Consider the following 15,911-nt stretch of genomic DNA (forward strand, 5'->3'; position numbering starts at 1 on the left):
AGGTCATTAATCCTGCGCAACATATTATCCTCTGGAACGATTAGGTCATAGAGTCCCATATAAGGACTTAGCTTGATGGACTGTTGTTTTGGAATCATCGGAACCACCCACTTAACATAGATTACCTTCATTATAAAACAAAGAACGGCAGAATCCCTCACAAAAAGTAAGGGATTCTGCCGTTCTAGTTAGGCTAGGTTAAAAGCTATTAGTTAAGTAGCACTAGGTTGATTGGAGCGGAAGGTGCGAGACTCCTGCGGGAGCAGCGGGACAGGTGAGCCTCCTGGAGCGGAAATCAACCGGCTAATTTAACAAAGGCTATCCTTTAAGGACTTTTTCAGTGGCCTCGCCCAGGCTAGGGGTTTTTTCTTTTCCCAGTCATAAAAAAACATGCCCCTACATACTAATCAAATAGTGAGTTTCTATTATAACTTCATGTGCATTTCTCTTTCCCGCAGCATCAAAGCTCGGCATAAAGAGAGGTGAAGAGATGGGAGCTATCCCTTACACCGAAGAAGACGTTAAGCTTCTGGCCCGGCTCATGCGCGCAGAAGCTGAAGAAGATGGAAAGCTTGGCATGCTGATGGTCGGGAAGGTGGGTGTAACCGTGTCCGGGGGGGATTGTATAGGCTTCAAGGATATCCGGTTAATCAGAAGGATGGTCTTTCAGAGTCCAGGCGGGTTTGTGGCCTTACAAAAAGGTTACTTCTATCAAGGTGCGCGGCAAAGTGAGCTGATTTGGCCCGCAAAGTCATAAACGGACAGCGCCACCACCCTGCAAGCAATGCATTATGGTTCTTCCGGTCTCAAGCCAGCTGCCCGGCCCAATGGTTTAACCAAGCGAACCCTGGACGGTTCAAGGCCCATTGCTTTTATAAACCTACTCCGCAGGACTGTCCTACAGTCTACTAGAAAAAATGGCAAGGCTATTTCATCCGTACTTAATTTAAGATGGCTGATTTTAATTTTTAGGAGGGAAAAAATTGAGTCAATCTAATTATGGTCAATACCCTTATTATGGTCACCAGCAGCCTTACACCGGGGCTGCTCCAAAGGCACAGAACTATCAGGCACAGCCTGGAATGGCGGGAATGCCTGGAATGGCGGGAATGCCTGGAATGGCGGGAATGCCGCCAGGAGGGACAGTTGCAGGCGTTAGCGCAGGCGCTGCACCAGGCACGCAGATTCCTGGGATGCTGCCGCTTGAACAATCCTACATTGAAAACATTCTTCGTTTGAACAAAGGAAAGCTTGCTACCGTGTACGCAACCTTTGAAAACAACACGGAATGGAATGCAAAGGTATTTAAAGGCATCATCGAAGCAGCAGGGCGTGACCATTTAATCCTAAGTGATCCGCAAACCGGCATGCGTTTCCTCATCCCAATGATCTATCTGGATTACGTAACATTTGAAGAAGAAATCGAATATGAATATCCTTTCGGAGGCGGAGCTGGATTGACCCAATACTCGCCAAGATAAAATAAAAAGGAGCTTTGACCCCAATGTCAAAGCTCCTTTTTATTATAGATATTTAACTGCAGCAATAATCAACAGCACCCACGCCGCTAAAAAGGCTACGCCGCCTAGCGGGGTAATCGCTCCCAGCACGCTGATTTTTGTCAGCGTTAATACATATAAACTTCCGGAAAAAAGTATAATGCCAATTAGCATCAGCCACCCTGACCACGATAGCAAGGCAGTGGCCGGCAGTTTGCCAAGCAGGACACCGATAATCAGCAAGCCGGTTGCATGGAACATTTGGTAGGTTACACCTGTTTTCCATGTTTCCAAATACTTTGGCTCAACTCTGCCCTCAAGTCCATGGGCTCCAAATGCTCCTAAAGCAACTGATAAAAAAGCATTAATGGCTCCGATGATAATAAATAACTTCATGTTCCCCTACACCTCTTATCCCATTTTAAAAATCAAACAATGAATCGCCGTTTGCCTCATCATCCATTTTCATTTTCTTTGGCTGCAAATTTGCAGGCTGTGCAGCCGGCGCGCTGTATGTATGGCTGACAGAAGCAGCAACAGAAGTGCTTCCTGTTTCTGATTCTTCCAAAACGAGCTCGCATAAAGACTTGATCGCCTGTACCCTTTCCCTGATACGGGCTTCTGACGAGCTGTTTTTTGCTTCAAGCAATTCTTTTTCCATCTTACCCAAAAGTTTTTGAACAGAGATGTTCAAACACTTCACCTCTTTCTGCGAAAAGCGGCAAATCTGCTTTTCCTATTGCCATTATAGCTATATTGGCCTTCCTTCTAAATCCTGGGGCCAATTTAAAGTTTATCAGTTTTTCTTTTCGAAACGCAAACAGGGATGACCAGATGCCCGAAAAACTTCCATGGCGGGCATCAGGCTCGTCTTGAATTGGAAAGCCTTGCATCCTTTTGGATGAGTACGATCCCATGTGACATAAAAATTTTTGCATTTGAAACAGTCTATCCGCTGTGAAGTCATCTATTTTCTCAATCCCTCTTTCCCGTTTTAACCCTCTTTTGTAATGCAGAAGCATATTTCGAGCAGTTTCTTTTATTCTCTCAAAATAAATGTATGTTTCACGTGAAACATGGCGAATCAAATCATAGTTCAGAAATCTTCCAATCGATTGGCTCCTCGCCCTGTTCCCTTAAAAGTTCATTTGCTTTTGAGAATGGCCTGCTGCCAAAGAATCCTTTACGAGCGGAAAACGGGCTTGGATGCGGAGATGTCAAGATAAAATGCTTTGAATCATCAATGAGCTTTCCCTTTTCCTGTGCTGGTTTTCCCCATAATATAAAGATAACAGGCTTTTCCCTCTCATTCAGCTTTTGGATGACCCTATCGGTAAACAGCTCCCATCCTTTCCCCTTATGTGAATGAGCCTGTCCTTTTCGGACTGTCAGGACCGTATTTAATAGAAGAACACCTTCTTTCGCCCATTTTACTAGATAGCCATTGTTGGGAATATCGCAGCCCAAATCAGCCTGCATCTCTTTAAAAATATTTTTTAGGGACGGCGGGATTTTTACATCAGGTTTCACAGAGAAGCTTAAACCGTGTGCCTGGCCAGGCCCATGATAGGGATCCTGCCCCAGAATAACCGTCTTCAGATCCTTGTAAGGTGTATATTGGAGAGCATTAAATATATCCTCCTGCTTGGGGTAAACGGTATAATTCTCATATTCATTCTTTAAAAACTCCCTAAGCTGCCTATAATAAGGCTTCTGAAACTCTTCACTGAGAACCTCCTGCCAGTCATTTTTCAAGATGTTTTTTGTCATAAGGATCCCCTTCCCTTTTCATCTGAAAGGCTCATGCCTCGCTATTTTTATATACCCCGTTAACACCCATATAATTAGTCATTCGTTAACATTAACTAATCTACCATTCTTTTATCCATGTTTAAAATATAGCAGAGCGGATAAATATTGAATATAACGGGCAGCATAAAATGCCCTTCAAATATATAGGCTAAATCTTATAAGGAGGATGTTATATATGTATAAAATCGAAGTCGTAGAAAATGGCGTACAAGCAACAGACACAATCGGAATGCTGGAAAGTCAAGGATTTAATAAAGATAACATTTACATTTTCGCACATGACAAGGATCGTTCTGAGCACCTTTCAGATGCTACTGATACAGGTGATGTTGGTATGAAGGAGCAAGGTTTTTTCGATTCTGTCGGCAACGTATTCAAAAAGCGCGGAGATGAGCTTCGTTCCAAGTTTGAATCTGTCGGCTTAACAAAAACAGAAGCGGAACAGTACGAAAAGGTACTGGATGAAGGCAAATTAGTAATTGTAGGTACAGACGAAGTAAAATAATTAAGATAGAACCTCTCTTAGTTTTAAAAAAACGAGCCCGGGCCATCTTCATGGTTACGGGCTCGTTTTTTTGTTATTTATCCCATTAATCGCTGATAAATCGATTTTGCCTGTGTTAAATTCTTTGTTCCATGAATAAGGGCCCGACCGTCTTTAAAAATGACGAGGCGCTGTTCCTCCATATCAACTGACAGCAAATAGGGGTTGCCTTTTACCTGGTATCCAAGTGATTTTAGCTGCTTTACCAGTTCACTTAACTGAATTTCTAGCTCTTTAGGCGGACGGATTTGTACCGTATCCCTTCCGCAAAGAACGGTAGACTTCATCATGTTTTCCGTCTGCAAATATGGATAGGTTCTTTCTTTTCCGCATGATAGACAGCCTTCATCCTTCGCCTTCGACACCTTCATGCTCGTATACTGGTTCCGCCACAAGTCAAAACTCACCATCTCGGTTCGGACTGCATCCCAATCCTCTGCTAAAATTTTCAGTGTCTCTGCAGCTTGATGGGCAATGACCATTTGCACAGCCGGGGCAATGATTCCGCCCGTATCGCAGGTCATCCCTTGAATCGGTATTTTCTTCAAAAGGCAATTCAGGCAAGGAGTCCTTCCTGGAATAATCGTCAGGCTCATGCCAAAGCTGCCTACACAGGCTCCATATATCCAGGGGATCTCGTATTTTTGCGAGATATCATTAATTGCCATCCTGGTTTCAAAATTATCGGTGGAATCTAGAATGAGATCCACTCCCTCAACAAGCTCTTCCAGCTTTTCAGGAGTGGCATCCCCGATCACCGAGTGTATTTCCACATCCGAGTTAATCCGCTTTAAGCGTTTTTCCGCCGCGGCAGCTTTTGGAAGCTTTTCAGCTACATCACTTTCTGTATAAAGCTGCTGACGCTGCAGATTGCTCGCCTCTACATAATCCCGATCAATGATCGTCAGCGTGCCAATTCCTGCCCGTGTCATCGTTTCGGCATTTCCCGATCCCAGAGCACCAGCTCCAACAATCAGCACATGTTTGGAGCGGATTCTTTCCTGCCCCTCGTTTCCGATAGGCGGAAACAAAGTCTGTCGTGAATACCTTTCGGACATGGCTGCACCTCCTTAGAAAAGCGTAAGGCGCCCGCAGACTAAAGTCACCGCGTCCTGTGGCAACGTCTGCATGACCTGCAACTCCCAAAAGTTATACTTTTGGTCGTGCCATGATTATGCTGACAAAGCCTTTCCTGTCCCGCGGCCCTCCAGCATAAGACAGGCCCTGTAAGAAGGTGATTTTTCCTTCTGAAAGAGATTGGCTTATGACCTTGAGCTGATGGCGCCTGAAGCTAGATAATTATCTGATTTGCTTTTCTGATTTATTCTAATGGGAATATCACCCTCCGCTTACAGGAGGTATAAATGCGACCGTATCTCCGTCCTGGATCACTTCATCATCTGAAGCAAATTCTTCATTCACTGCTGCCATGACCGTGTCCAGTTTCAACCCGTACTCTTCCGACAGCAATTGCTTCAGTTCCGCAATCGTTTTGCCGCTTGCATCCTTGGTCACTGACTCTTCGCCAACATGATCCCGTAAATGGGCAAAAAACATAATTTTATTCATTTAAATCCTTCGCCTCCGGTTTCCCTTCTGGATATGCTACTGTTTCAAGCTGATTTCCAATCCACTCTTCTCCGTCTTCCCAATGTTCCTTTTTCCAAATCGGCACAATCTCTTTGATTCTCTCGATAGCATATCGGTTTGCTTCATAGGCATCCGCACGATGGGGAGTAGATACTGCTATTACAACCGCGACATCCGTAATGTCCAGCTTGCCTGTACGGTGTGTGATAGCCACTTCTGCCCCATCCCAGCGTTCTTTAATTTCCTTTCCGATTTGCTCAAGCTTTTTAACCGCCATCGCTTCATACGCCTCATAAATTAAGTAAAGCGTTTTTTTGCCATGTGTAAGCTCTCGGACGGTTCCAATAAAGGTTGTAATTGCCCCCGCCTCCCGCTGCACTACTTTATCTATAACACTTTGGATATCAATCGGCTCTTTTGAAATCTCAAAATTCATTGGATCACCTCATTATTCTATAGGAAAGCCTCTTTTTGCCTAATACATCTTAAATCGGCGTTTATCCCATTTTGACATATACCCTGCCGGAAGTGAAATGACTGCTTTTAAAAATATTTTATTTAGGATGTTTGCCCTTTTCAGCTGCCATTTTTAGTGCCATTTGGTACTCATCCGGGAGATTCATATTAAAGAAATGGGCTTGTTCATATAAAAATCCCATCCTTTTAAGTTCGTCACCCTTCATAATTGAAGCATTAATGTCATGCAAAAATTCGCGGATCCTCAGCCTGTTGTCCCTCAAAGCTTGCTCTGCTGCTTCCTTCGTATCCTTTCGGTAAGCTGCATAAAGGGGATGAAGACGGCCTTCGATTTCTGGCACCGCTGCCTGATGGGTATCCAGTTTTTTGAGAAGAATTTTTCCAAGCTCCGTGGATATAAATGGCATATCACAGGCAACAATCAGGTTCTTTAGCGTATTGGATGCGGTCAAGCCTGCATGTATTCCTGCAAGCGGTCCCTTTTCTTTCCATTGGTCACTAACCATGGGAAGCCCAAGGAATTGGTACTCTTCCTGGTTGTTGGCCACGATAATCATTTCTGATGACATAGAAGCCAATTGGTTTGCTATGCGTTCAATTACCGTTTTGCCGCCTATTTGTAAAAGGGCTTTGTTCTCCCCCATCCGGCTTGAATGCCCTCCTGCTAAGATAATACCCGTTATACTCATCGTCCTCACCTGACTTTACCGTTATGAAGCCCCTGGCTCCCTATTTAACCATTCTATCCTTATCGTTTTATTTTACCATCTATTCCGTTGTGTTTCTTCGATAAAGGTCCGCCGGCTTTTATCAACCAATCGGAAACAGGATCGGACCTGAGGGACTAAAGCTAGGAGCTGACGATTAGACGGGCAAGCCATTCAGCCTGGAAGAACTGACAGTCAGAGGAATCGGGTATAAATTTACCGTCTCCTGAAAAAACTAACATTTGCCTTTGCAGATTGTCTGCGGAGAAACCGGCTCTGGGTGAATAGGAGCCGGTTTCTCTGTTTTTAAGACAAAGTACTCTCATTGCACTCATTTCCGAACTATTTAAAAAGGCATTCTGCCAGTTGAAGATCTTTTATCTGCGGATAGACCTGCTTTATATGCGGATAAAAAATTTTAATGTGCGGTTACGCCGGATTTATGTGCGGATAAATTTTTCTCTTTCTATACAACAACGAGGGAACCCTCCCCCATACGATCTTCACTATCCAACTCTCTCTCTTCCACTACCAATTACCTTTTTTAAAAAAATCAGTGAATCAATCGACTCATTTCCTTTAAATCGTGCAGGTAAATCCCTCCCTTTATTAGAAAACACCTCGATATACCAATTTTATACAGGAGGGAATACGATTGAAATTTAAAAAGATATGCTCGGCGATATTAACGTTCTCCTTAACCGCCAGCCTTTTAGCTGTCCCCGCCAGTTTTAGTACAGCAAGCGTAACAACTCAAGCCACAGAAATCAGCTTTGAATCTTCCTCACTGCAAAAAACCTTTGAAAAAGCTGCAAAGGAATTTGGAGTTTCTGAGAGCGTCCTTTTGGCAGTTGCTTACAACCAGACGCGCTGGGAGCAACATGAAGGCCAAAGCGAGGCTGGCGGCTATGGAATAATGAATCTTGTTGATTTGCCGGCTGACCTTAGCGCCAGAGGCAAGCATGATGATGGGCTAATCGAAGCTGAAGCTTCCAGCATCAGCAGCCTCAATGCTGCTGCAAAACTCCTGAATGCTGATCCGGAAACACTAAAAAAGGATTCGGAGCAAAATATCCGGGGCGGCGCAGCGCTGCTTGCTGAATACGCACGCCAGACTACTGGAGAACTGCCTTCCGATCCTGCTGACTGGTACGGTGCAGTCGTGAAGTTCAGCGGCACTGACCAAGAAGCAATTGCAAAAGACTTTGCGGACCAGGTCTATGCCACGATCCAGCAAGGGGCTGAAAGAAAAAATCATGATGGACAAAGAGTGGCTTTAAACGGTCAGGAAATTACACCAAATAAGAACACAGCCAGCTCCATCCCTCTTCGCAATACAAAATACACAAATACCGACTGTCCAAATGGCCTGGATTGTACCTTCATCCCTGCCGCCTATAAGCAATTTTCGAGCAGCACCGGGAACTACGGCAATTATGACATCGCCAACCGCCCGGAAGATGATCTCGATATTCGCTATATTATCATCCATGATATTGAAGGAAGTGCTCAATCTGCGATCAGCCACTTCCAGAACCAATCTTATGTAAGTGCACACTATGTTATTGATTCAGCAACCGGAAAAATCACACAGATGGTTCGCCCTGAGGATGTACCGTGGCATGCAGGAAACTGGTATTTCAACATGCATTCCATCGGCTTGGAGCATGAGGGCTTTGCCGCTGAAGGTGCTGACTGGTATAGCGAGCAAATGTACCGCTCTACTGCGAAGCTTGTAAAATATCTCTCAGAACGATTCGGCATTCCTTTGGACAGGCAGCATATCATTGGCCATGATGAAATTCCTGGATTAACAGCAGCCAAGCACCGGGGAATGCACTGGGATCCTGGCGCCTATTGGGACTGGGGGCACTTTTTCGACCTTCTTGGAGCCTCTATTAATCCAAGCGACGGAGACAAGGACAGTGATATCGTTACAATCCGCCCAAATTACAATACGAATCAGCCTGATTTTACGTACAGAGGAATTGAACAAGAGCTGGAATCTTCTAGTCTGATCCATTTATATCGTGAACCGAGTTTTGACGCTCCACTGGTTCGCGATCCTGTTCTTCACAGTGGAGGTAATAGTACGAGAAATATTAACGACTGGGGCAATAAAGCAGCCATTGGCCAAAGCTTCTATAAAGCTGGACAGGAAGGCGATTGGACAGCTATTTACTACGGCGGACAAAAAGCATGGTTCTATAATCCGAACAATACGAATAGCGTCCCAGGCAGCGGAACATTAATTACGCCAAAAGAAGGGCTTGATTCCATACCTGTTTATGGCGCTGCCTACCCGGATGACGCTGCCTATGACGAAGCCGGAATTGCAGAATGGGCAAGAGGGAAAGCCCAGGTGCTCTACCAGATGCCTGCCGGCCAAATCTATACAGCAACAGCACCGATTCAATCAGACTACTACCACGCAAAGTATTACAACGACCCTGCTACCAATAAAGTCGTAAAGGGCAATGATGAATACTATCAAATTTTCTATAATCACCGCTTAGGTTTTGTGAAGAAAAGCGATGTTGAAGTAGTAAAATAACAGCATAAAGGGAGTTATTCTTTTTTAGAGAATAGCTCCTTTTTTTGCTAAAAGGGATTTCTTTTTCAACATTACTAGTTATCGCAGCAATTGCCATAACAACTATATAAATCTTTCACTTCTGTACTTTTGGGAACAGCAGCGGAAAACTTAATCCTGTGAAATAATCTCTGCAGCCCTTTTAGTTTTTACCTTTTGCAATTATTGTTATAATTAGAAAAACATATCCAGCAGAACTTCAAGGAGGAATTTTGCACATGACCATGAAAAAAGTTTTAACAATTGCAGGTTCTGATACAAGCGGCGGCGCTGGCATCCAGGCTGACCTTAAAACATTTCAGGAGCTCGGCGTTTATGGAATGACAGCCTTGACAACGATCGTGACTATGGATCCTAAAAACAACTGGAGCCACAATGTGTTCCCAATTGCTAATGAAACATTGGAGACACAGCTTGAAACGATTTTATCAGTCGGAATTGATGCCATGAAAACTGGCATGCTCGGTTCAGAAAAAGTTATTAAAATTGCAGCAAAAACAATCAAAGAAAATAACTTGGATCGCGTAGTCATTGACCCGGTAATGGTTTGCAAGGGCGAAGACGAGCCTATCCACCCTGAATTGAATGAAGCATTAAGAGATCTGCTTGTTCCGCTTGCGACTGTTGTAACGCCTAACCTATTTGAAGCCTGGCAGCTTGCCAAAACAGGTCCGATCCGAACCGTCGAGGACATGAAGGAAGCTGCAGTTAAAATCCATGAGCTTGGCGCCAAATATGTACTTATCAAAGGCGGCAGCAAATTAAAACACGAAAAAGCCGTTGACCTTCTATATGATGGACAAGAGTTCACTCTATACGAAAGTGAACGTGTTGAAACTACCTATACACACGGAGCAGGCTGCACATACTCTTCAGCCATCACAGCTGAGCTTGCCAAAGGCAAACCTGTAAAAGAAGCTGTCCAAACAGCCAAGGAATTCATCACAGCAGCGATCAATCATGGTTTCCAATTAAACGAATATGTCGGTCCTACTATGCCTGGTGCATACCGCAATTACGGTGCAGGCCGCCTCGAATCCGAACAAGAAAAATAATCTGAAACAGAGTCCTTAAGGCTCTGTTTTTTTGTGGGAGGCTATGTTAAACCGGATTGTTGATTGGAGTGGAAATCAACAGGCAAGTTTAACAGAGTTTTTTGGAAAAATGGTTGAGATAATTGGACGGATATTGTCGTTTCGCGGATAAAACCAAATTTTCGCGGTTATAGGATCTACCCAATGTATAAGCCTCTCTATTCCTTAGCATTCTCCCCTCGCTGGCTGCATTTTTACAAGATCCTCCCTCCCTTTAAGCTCCTTTTTCGCTTTTCGGCTTTTTTTTTAGTAAGATAAAAATACAATCTGCCATTTTCAGGCTGAACAGATAGTAAACCACATAACTTATACATGAAGAGATAAATTGGAAGGGGGATTATGGATAATGGAACCGGCAGTTAAAGAGACGATACAAAAAGAAATAGACCGCTTAGCCAATAAAGACGTATATATTCATTTGGAAACAACGAATGGGGCGTATGCTTCCCATTTTGATGAAAGCTTCTTTTCCTCAGGAGCGTATATCCGCAATGCCAACTTGATCTATGAACATGGCAAAATCACTGGAAACGGCCCTTTCAGAGTTGGATTAAAACTGAATTTTGGCTGGGTTTACGCTGAAGGCATCACGCATTTTGAAGTGGATGAAAAAGAAAGGCTTCTTTTAGCTGGCCACGATTTCAGCGGCAAACTTGCAGTTGCGCTGCTGATCAGTGAAACGCCATTTGAGTAGAAAAGCTGAAGCGCCTTTCCAAGGGACGACTATGGCTCTTAGACTCTTCTGCTAGACATAGAGAACACTTAAACACATTGAAAGGAGCATACCGAAATGGAAAAGGAAAGACATGTACTCGTTTTCTTCCCTCATCCGGATGATGAAGCATTTGGGGTTTCAGGAACCATCTCCTTACATATTGAAAACGGGACGCCTGTTACCTATGCCTGCCTGACACTGGGAGAAATGGGACGCAATATGGGTAATCCCCCTTTTGCCAACAGGGAAACATTACCGAAGATCCGCAGAAAAGAGCTGGAGGCTGCAGCGAATGTGCTGGGCATCCAGGATTTAAGAATGCTTGGCTATCGTGATAAAACCGTAGAATTTGAAGACGAGGAATTGCTGGCAAACAGGCTTGGAGCCATAATAGGCGAAGTCAGACCGTCACTCATCATTACGTTTTATCCGGGATATGCCGTACATCCCGACCATGATGCAACAGGTGCTGCTGTTATCAGAGCAGTCAAGGAACTGCCTGCAGACAAGCGCCCAAAAGTTCACTGTGTGGCATTCTCCAATAACTGTGAAGAAGAAATCGGCCGGGCTGATGTTGTAAACGACGTCAGTGCAGTAGCCGACCGGAAAATTGCTGCCATCAAGGCACATACTTCCCAGACCCAGCTCATGGCGGCAAATATGGAAGAAAGCCTTAAAAATCAAGATCCTGAAGTGATGGCAAGAGTCTATAAAGAACGTTTCTGGACCTATAAATTCTAATATATAAACAAGGCCGCCTCTGATGTCAGGGCGGCTTTTTTCCACTTTTATTTCTAATCTTGCCCTACTTTTTGCCCATGAGCTTTTCACGCAATGGTGATAAAATCTTCATAAGAGTTGTGCAAGCGTTTTCATTTCATCTCTTTGTGCAAACGATTGCACCTTCCGATACCCGCAATCCAATCTAATAAGGAGGGAAATTCATGAAACAAGCAAGAAAAGCCGGCATCTGGATTATGCTGCTAAGTTTGATTCTCAGCTTATTTACAGGAATGAATCCGCAATTATCATCTGCAAATACGGTCCAAAGCCCTGTTGCAGACGGAAATAATGTGACTTTTTCCTACCAGGGTGAAGCTCAGCAGGTTCGTATCGCCGGAAGCTTTACCGACTGGCAAAATAAAGCTTTAGAGATGACCAAAGGAGAAAATAATATTTGGTCAAAGACTATCCATCTATCACCTGGAGTCTATGAGTATAAATTTATTCTGGATGATAGCAATTGGATTACCGATCCAGCAAACAGCCAGCATGCCAATGGCAACAGTCTATTGGTAATAAGCGGACTAAAGACTGCGATGCCTGTTGATATCGAAAAGTGGAGCACAATCAACCTTTCTGCAAACCTATTAAATAGCGATGGCACCACCGAGGATGTGCAGCCTGCCTGGAGTTTAAAAGAGGAAACAGAAGGCGTTACGCTGATAGATAACCAGCTGATAATTTCTGATATTACCGCAGCAGGAAGCGTAACCGTTATTGGCGAATACAATGGATATACACTTGAGCACATATTTCAAATTGCTGCTCAGATAAATACCTATACTATTAACTACCACCGTAACGACGGAGAGCAATTGAATTGGGATTTATGGGCTTGGGAAACTGGGAAAGATGGCGGTGCTTATCCTTTTACTAGCCAAACAGAAGGGTTTGCGCAAGCAGTTTTAACATTTGCTTCAAATGAAATTAATGTTATCCCCCGCCCCGGCAACTGGGATACACAGGATGTTACTAGAATCATCACTATGCCTGAAGGCCAAAACGAAGCAGAAGTATGGCTGGCACAGGGTGATGAAACCGTTTATTACTCAAAAGAGGATTTTGACAATAGCAACATAGAAGATAATCGCCGTTTTATCGAGTTTACTTATGTGAGAGACAATCATGACTATGAAGGCTGGAACATTTGGACCTGGCAGACTGGTGTAAAAGACGGACAAGCTGATTTTACTGAAGTCACCGACAAAGGGGCTGTTGCTTTGATTGAAATTGGCCAGCAAACCGAGCAAATGGGCTTTGTAATTCGCAAAGGCACAGGCTGGGACCAAAAGGATCCATATGGTGCCGACCGCTATATTAAAGCAGGGAACGATAACTATACCAAGGTGGTTGTCACAAGCGGCCAGGGTGAATTCTATCAAGTCCCTTCCATCACTGGACCTGTTTTAAATAATGGAAGCCTCACCCTCTATTATAGAGATCCAGAGCTATTCAAACAGGGAGAAATGGAATCAATTGAAAAGGTGCAGGCAAAATTAGATGGACAGATTCATGAAATGACGTACTCCCCTAAGGAGGAACGCTTCTTCACAACGGTTGATCAATTGGAAGAAGGAACACACGAATACTCTTTCCTTGTTACGAAAAATGGAGAAACCTCCGAGGCTGCAGATCCTTTTAATACCGTTGATGGCAAATCAACCGTCACCTATAAAAACCCTTCAGCTGAAATCATCGCTGGAGTAAAGCCGGAAAAAGTGACCTACAATGAAAATGCTGTTCTATCCATTGAAACGATTCTTTCCGATTCAGAAGTAGCCATTAAAGAGGTTTTTGCAGACCTGTCTGCAATCGGCGGAAGCAGCAAAGTCAGCATTGACCCGGCTTTAAATGCACAAACCATTTCCATTGATCAATCCGTTACGGCTGGCCAGAAGCATTTGCCGATCACAGTCGTGGATGAATATGGAAACGCGCATGAAGGAAAAGCATCCATTGAAGTAGCAACCCGAACCTTTAGCGGCAAAAAAGGTGACTTTGATTGGGATGAAGCCCGGATTTATTTTATGCTGACAGACCGCTTCAACAACGGTGATTCTTCCAATGATGATCCGAATGGTGTAAATTACGACCCTTCCCACCTTGAAACCTACCATGGAGGAGATTTCCGAGGTATTATTGAAAAACTCGATTACCTTGAAGATTTAGGCATCAACACCATCTGGATTACACCAATCGTAGATAACATCAATTGGGATCTCCGCTATGACAAGGATGGAAACCAGTACGGCTACCATGGCTACTGGGCTAAGGATTTCTCAACATTAGATGAACATCTTGGAGATATCCAAACATTCCAGGAGCTGTTGGAAAAAGCCCATGACCGCGGCATAAAAGTGATGGTGGACGTGGTTCTAAATCATACAGGATACGGACTGAAGGAAAATGACCCATCCATTGGACTAGGGATTCCTAACTTCCCTACTGACGCTGACCGTGAGCGCTTTGCCGGTATGATCCGGGATGGCGGAACCGATACGATCCGAGGCGAGCTTGCTGGTTTGCCAGACCTGAAGACTGAGGAAGAAGCAGTCCGAAGACAAATGATTGAATGGCAGACGGCCTGGCTTGAAAAAGCAAAAACAGATCGCGGAGACACGATCGACTACTTCCGCGTTGATACCGTTAAACATGTGGAACACACAACCTGGAAAGCATTTAAAAATGCACTGACTGAAATCAAGCCCGACTTTAAAATGATCGGGGAATACTATGGCGGCCATGCAGATGAACATGGCGGCTTTCTGGACAGCGGCGAAATGGATTCCATCCTGGATTTTGACTTTAAGCATACGGCGGCTGATTTTATTAACGGCCATATTGATGCAGCGGAGGAAAAATTGCAGGCGAGAAATGGTAAGCTGACAAACACCGCTACGCTGGGACAATTTTTAAGCAGCCATGATGAAGATGGCTTCCTGATCACAAGTGCAGGCGAAGATTGGGGCAAAATGAAAATTGCCTCTGCCCTCCAAATTACGGCAAAGGGCCAGCCAGTTATCTATTATGGTGAAGAAATTGCCCTTTCAGGCAAGCATGCAGGCGATATGGATAAAGGTGAATTCAACGAAAACCGCTATGACTTTGACTGGTCCTTAATTGGAAATGACATGCACGAGCATTACCGGAAGCTTCTTAACATCCGGAAAAATTACTCTGATGTCTTTTCAAAAGGGTCACGTGAAAAGCTAGCAGGCAGCGATTCTGACGGATACCTGTTCTTTAACCGCTCCTACAACGGCACGCACGCTGTTGTCGGGTTAAACATTGAGATGGAACAGAAAAAAGTAACCATTAATGTCCCATTTGCTGCCGGCAGCAAGGTCATTGACCAATATAGCGGCAAGAAATACAATGTGGACAAAAACAACCAAATTAAAGTCAAATTGCCAGGCAGAAATGACGGCGGTACCGTCATTCTTATCCAGGACGAAAAGAAGCAGAAATAAAAAACAGGGAGCCTTCTCACGGAAGGCTCCCTGCTTTTTTATATACTACTTCTCCAACATTTCCTTCAAATACTGAAGCTGGCTTCCATCTTCCTGTTTAACAATGTTCACAATAAAACGTTTTGTTAATTTTGCTACAAGGCCGCTTGTTTTGACGTTTGCTTCCATCTCTACCTGCGTTCCTTCTTCTATTTCATGAAAAGCATATTTATATTCCGTAATTAATCCATTGGCATTGCTGCGTGTTGTATAGGTTTTATCTTTTTCAAAGTCAATGATTTCAACATCGGCTTTTATATTTTTTCCTCTGACCATACGGGTTTCAATAAATTTTGTCCCTCTTCCAATCTCGCCCTCGGTCTGTTTTTCCACTTTCACGACATAAGGCATGAGTTCAGGGGCGTTTTCCATCGTAACCATATAATTAAATACCTCATGTACAGGTTTATTGATGATCTCACTGGAACGAAAATCAGCCATGCTTTGCACCTCAGAATCATAGAGTGAAACTTCAATCAGTGGGGGTTTTCTTTATCCCCCACTGATTGTTAGTTGAACCAATCGGGCCTTACGGGCAGTTTGAATCCCACTTATGCTTCTTCAATCCCTCTGAATCTTGAAGTGGGA

At 44.0% G+C, this 15,911-nt stretch carries 15 protein-coding genes and 1 pseudogene; 8 read left to right on the forward strand and 8 right to left on the reverse strand.

Features of this window, described 5'->3' with window-relative positions:
• Positions 1–490 precede the first annotated feature (490 nt).
• Together IQ19_RS20185 and gerQ are read left to right on the forward strand one after the other, a co-directional pair.
• A pseudogene (locus tag IQ19_RS20185) lies at positions 491–912 on the forward strand (cell wall hydrolase).
• A 71-nt stretch (positions 913–983) separates the two neighbouring features.
• Positions 984–1,481 carry a spore coat protein GerQ gene (gene gerQ, locus IQ19_RS20190; protein WP_144544484.1) on the forward strand — a complete coding sequence of 166 codons (498 nt, stop codon included), beginning with the start codon at positions 984–986 and terminating at the stop codon, positions 1,479–1,481.
• A 42-nt stretch (positions 1,482–1,523) separates the two neighbouring features.
• Here gerQ and IQ19_RS20195 read toward each other — a convergent pair whose 3' ends face one another.
• The 3 genes from IQ19_RS20195 to IQ19_RS20210 all read right to left on the reverse strand — a co-directional run bounded on the left by IQ19_RS20195 (position 1,524) and on the right by IQ19_RS20210 (position 3,269).
• Positions 1,524–1,895, reverse strand: a complete 372-nt coding sequence (locus IQ19_RS20195; protein WP_110063667.1) for a DUF423 domain-containing protein — start codon at positions 1,893–1,895, stop codon at positions 1,524–1,526.
• Positions 1,896–1,920: 25 nt separating this feature from the next.
• Positions 1,921–2,193: a YwdI family protein gene (locus IQ19_RS20200; RefSeq protein WP_144544486.1), complete on the reverse strand. Its 273-nt coding sequence runs from the start codon at positions 2,191–2,193 to the stop codon at positions 1,921–1,923.
• Between the two features lie 395 nt (positions 2,194–2,588).
• Positions 2,589–3,269 carry a uracil-DNA glycosylase gene (locus IQ19_RS20210; protein ID WP_144544490.1) on the reverse strand — a complete coding sequence of 227 codons (681 nt, stop codon included), beginning with the start codon at positions 3,267–3,269 and terminating at the stop codon, positions 2,589–2,591.
• A 217-nt stretch (positions 3,270–3,486) separates the two neighbouring features.
• Between IQ19_RS20210 and IQ19_RS20215 the strand changes: the two genes are divergently transcribed.
• A complete protein-coding gene (locus IQ19_RS20215) occupies positions 3,487–3,816 on the forward strand; it encodes a YflT domain-containing protein (protein WP_144544492.1) in 330 nt (109 codons plus the stop codon).
• A gap of 77 nt (positions 3,817–3,893) precedes the next feature.
• On the opposite strand, the gene IQ19_RS20220 is transcribed toward IQ19_RS20215, so the two are convergent.
• From IQ19_RS20220 to mobA, 4 genes are all read right to left on the reverse strand, one after another.
• Entirely contained in the window at positions 3,894–4,913 is a 1,020-nt protein-coding gene (locus IQ19_RS20220; protein ID WP_144544494.1) for a thiazole biosynthesis adenylyltransferase ThiF, read from the reverse strand.
• Between the two features lie 280 nt (positions 4,914–5,193).
• Positions 5,194–5,424 carry a molybdopterin converting factor subunit 1 gene (moaD, locus tag IQ19_RS20225; protein WP_110063661.1) on the reverse strand — a complete coding sequence of 77 codons (231 nt, stop codon included), beginning with the start codon at positions 5,422–5,424 and terminating at the stop codon, positions 5,194–5,196.
• Positions 5,417–5,881 (reverse strand): molybdenum cofactor biosynthesis protein MoaE, encoded by a 465-nt coding sequence (locus tag IQ19_RS20230; RefSeq protein WP_110063660.1) that lies wholly within the window; start codon positions 5,879–5,881, stop codon positions 5,417–5,419. The genes moaD and IQ19_RS20230 overlap by 8 nt, the downstream gene beginning before the upstream one ends.
• 118 nt (positions 5,882–5,999) lie before the next feature.
• Positions 6,000–6,611: a molybdenum cofactor guanylyltransferase gene (gene mobA / locus IQ19_RS20235; protein WP_144544496.1), complete on the reverse strand. Its 612-nt coding sequence runs from the start codon at positions 6,609–6,611 to the stop codon at positions 6,000–6,002.
• 673 nt (positions 6,612–7,284) lie between these two features.
• Here mobA and IQ19_RS20240 point away from each other — a divergent pair.
• From IQ19_RS20240 to IQ19_RS20260, 5 genes are all read left to right on the forward strand, one after another.
• Positions 7,285–9,183, forward strand: coding sequence for an N-acetylmuramoyl-L-alanine amidase (locus tag IQ19_RS20240; protein WP_242021073.1), 1,899 nt, complete (start codon positions 7,285–7,287; stop codon positions 9,181–9,183).
• A 257-nt stretch (positions 9,184–9,440) separates the two neighbouring features.
• Positions 9,441–10,277: a pyridoxine/pyridoxal/pyridoxamine kinase gene (gene pdxK, locus IQ19_RS20245; RefSeq protein ID WP_144544498.1), complete on the forward strand. Its 837-nt coding sequence runs from the start codon at positions 9,441–9,443 to the stop codon at positions 10,275–10,277.
• Between the two features lie 385 nt (positions 10,278–10,662).
• Complete coding sequence (locus IQ19_RS20250) at positions 10,663–11,010, forward strand: YojF family protein (protein ID WP_144544500.1); 348 nt, start codon at positions 10,663–10,665, stop codon at positions 11,008–11,010.
• Positions 11,011–11,106: 96 nt separating this feature from the next.
• On the forward strand, positions 11,107–11,772 hold the full coding sequence (gene bshB2, locus IQ19_RS20255; RefSeq protein WP_144544502.1) for a bacillithiol biosynthesis deacetylase BshB2: 666 nt from the start codon (positions 11,107–11,109) through the stop codon (positions 11,770–11,772).
• A gap of 203 nt (positions 11,773–11,975) precedes the next feature.
• The gene (locus tag IQ19_RS20260) at positions 11,976–15,284 is read left to right on the forward strand and encodes an alpha-amylase family glycosyl hydrolase (protein ID WP_144544504.1); all 3,309 of its coding nucleotides are present in this window, start codon (positions 11,976–11,978) and stop codon (positions 15,282–15,284) included.
• A 45-nt stretch (positions 15,285–15,329) separates the two neighbouring features.
• Here IQ19_RS20260 and IQ19_RS20265 read toward each other — a convergent pair whose 3' ends face one another.
• On the reverse strand, positions 15,330–15,764 hold the full coding sequence (locus IQ19_RS20265; RefSeq protein ID WP_144544506.1) for an SRPBCC family protein: 435 nt from the start codon (positions 15,762–15,764) through the stop codon (positions 15,330–15,332).
• Between the last annotated feature and the right edge of the window lie 147 nt (positions 15,765–15,911).

The sequence above is a fragment of the Cytobacillus oceanisediminis genome, from assembly GCF_007830235.1.
Taxonomy (GTDB): Bacteria; Bacillota; Bacilli; order Bacillales; family Cytobacillaceae; genus Cytobacillus; species Cytobacillus oceanisediminis.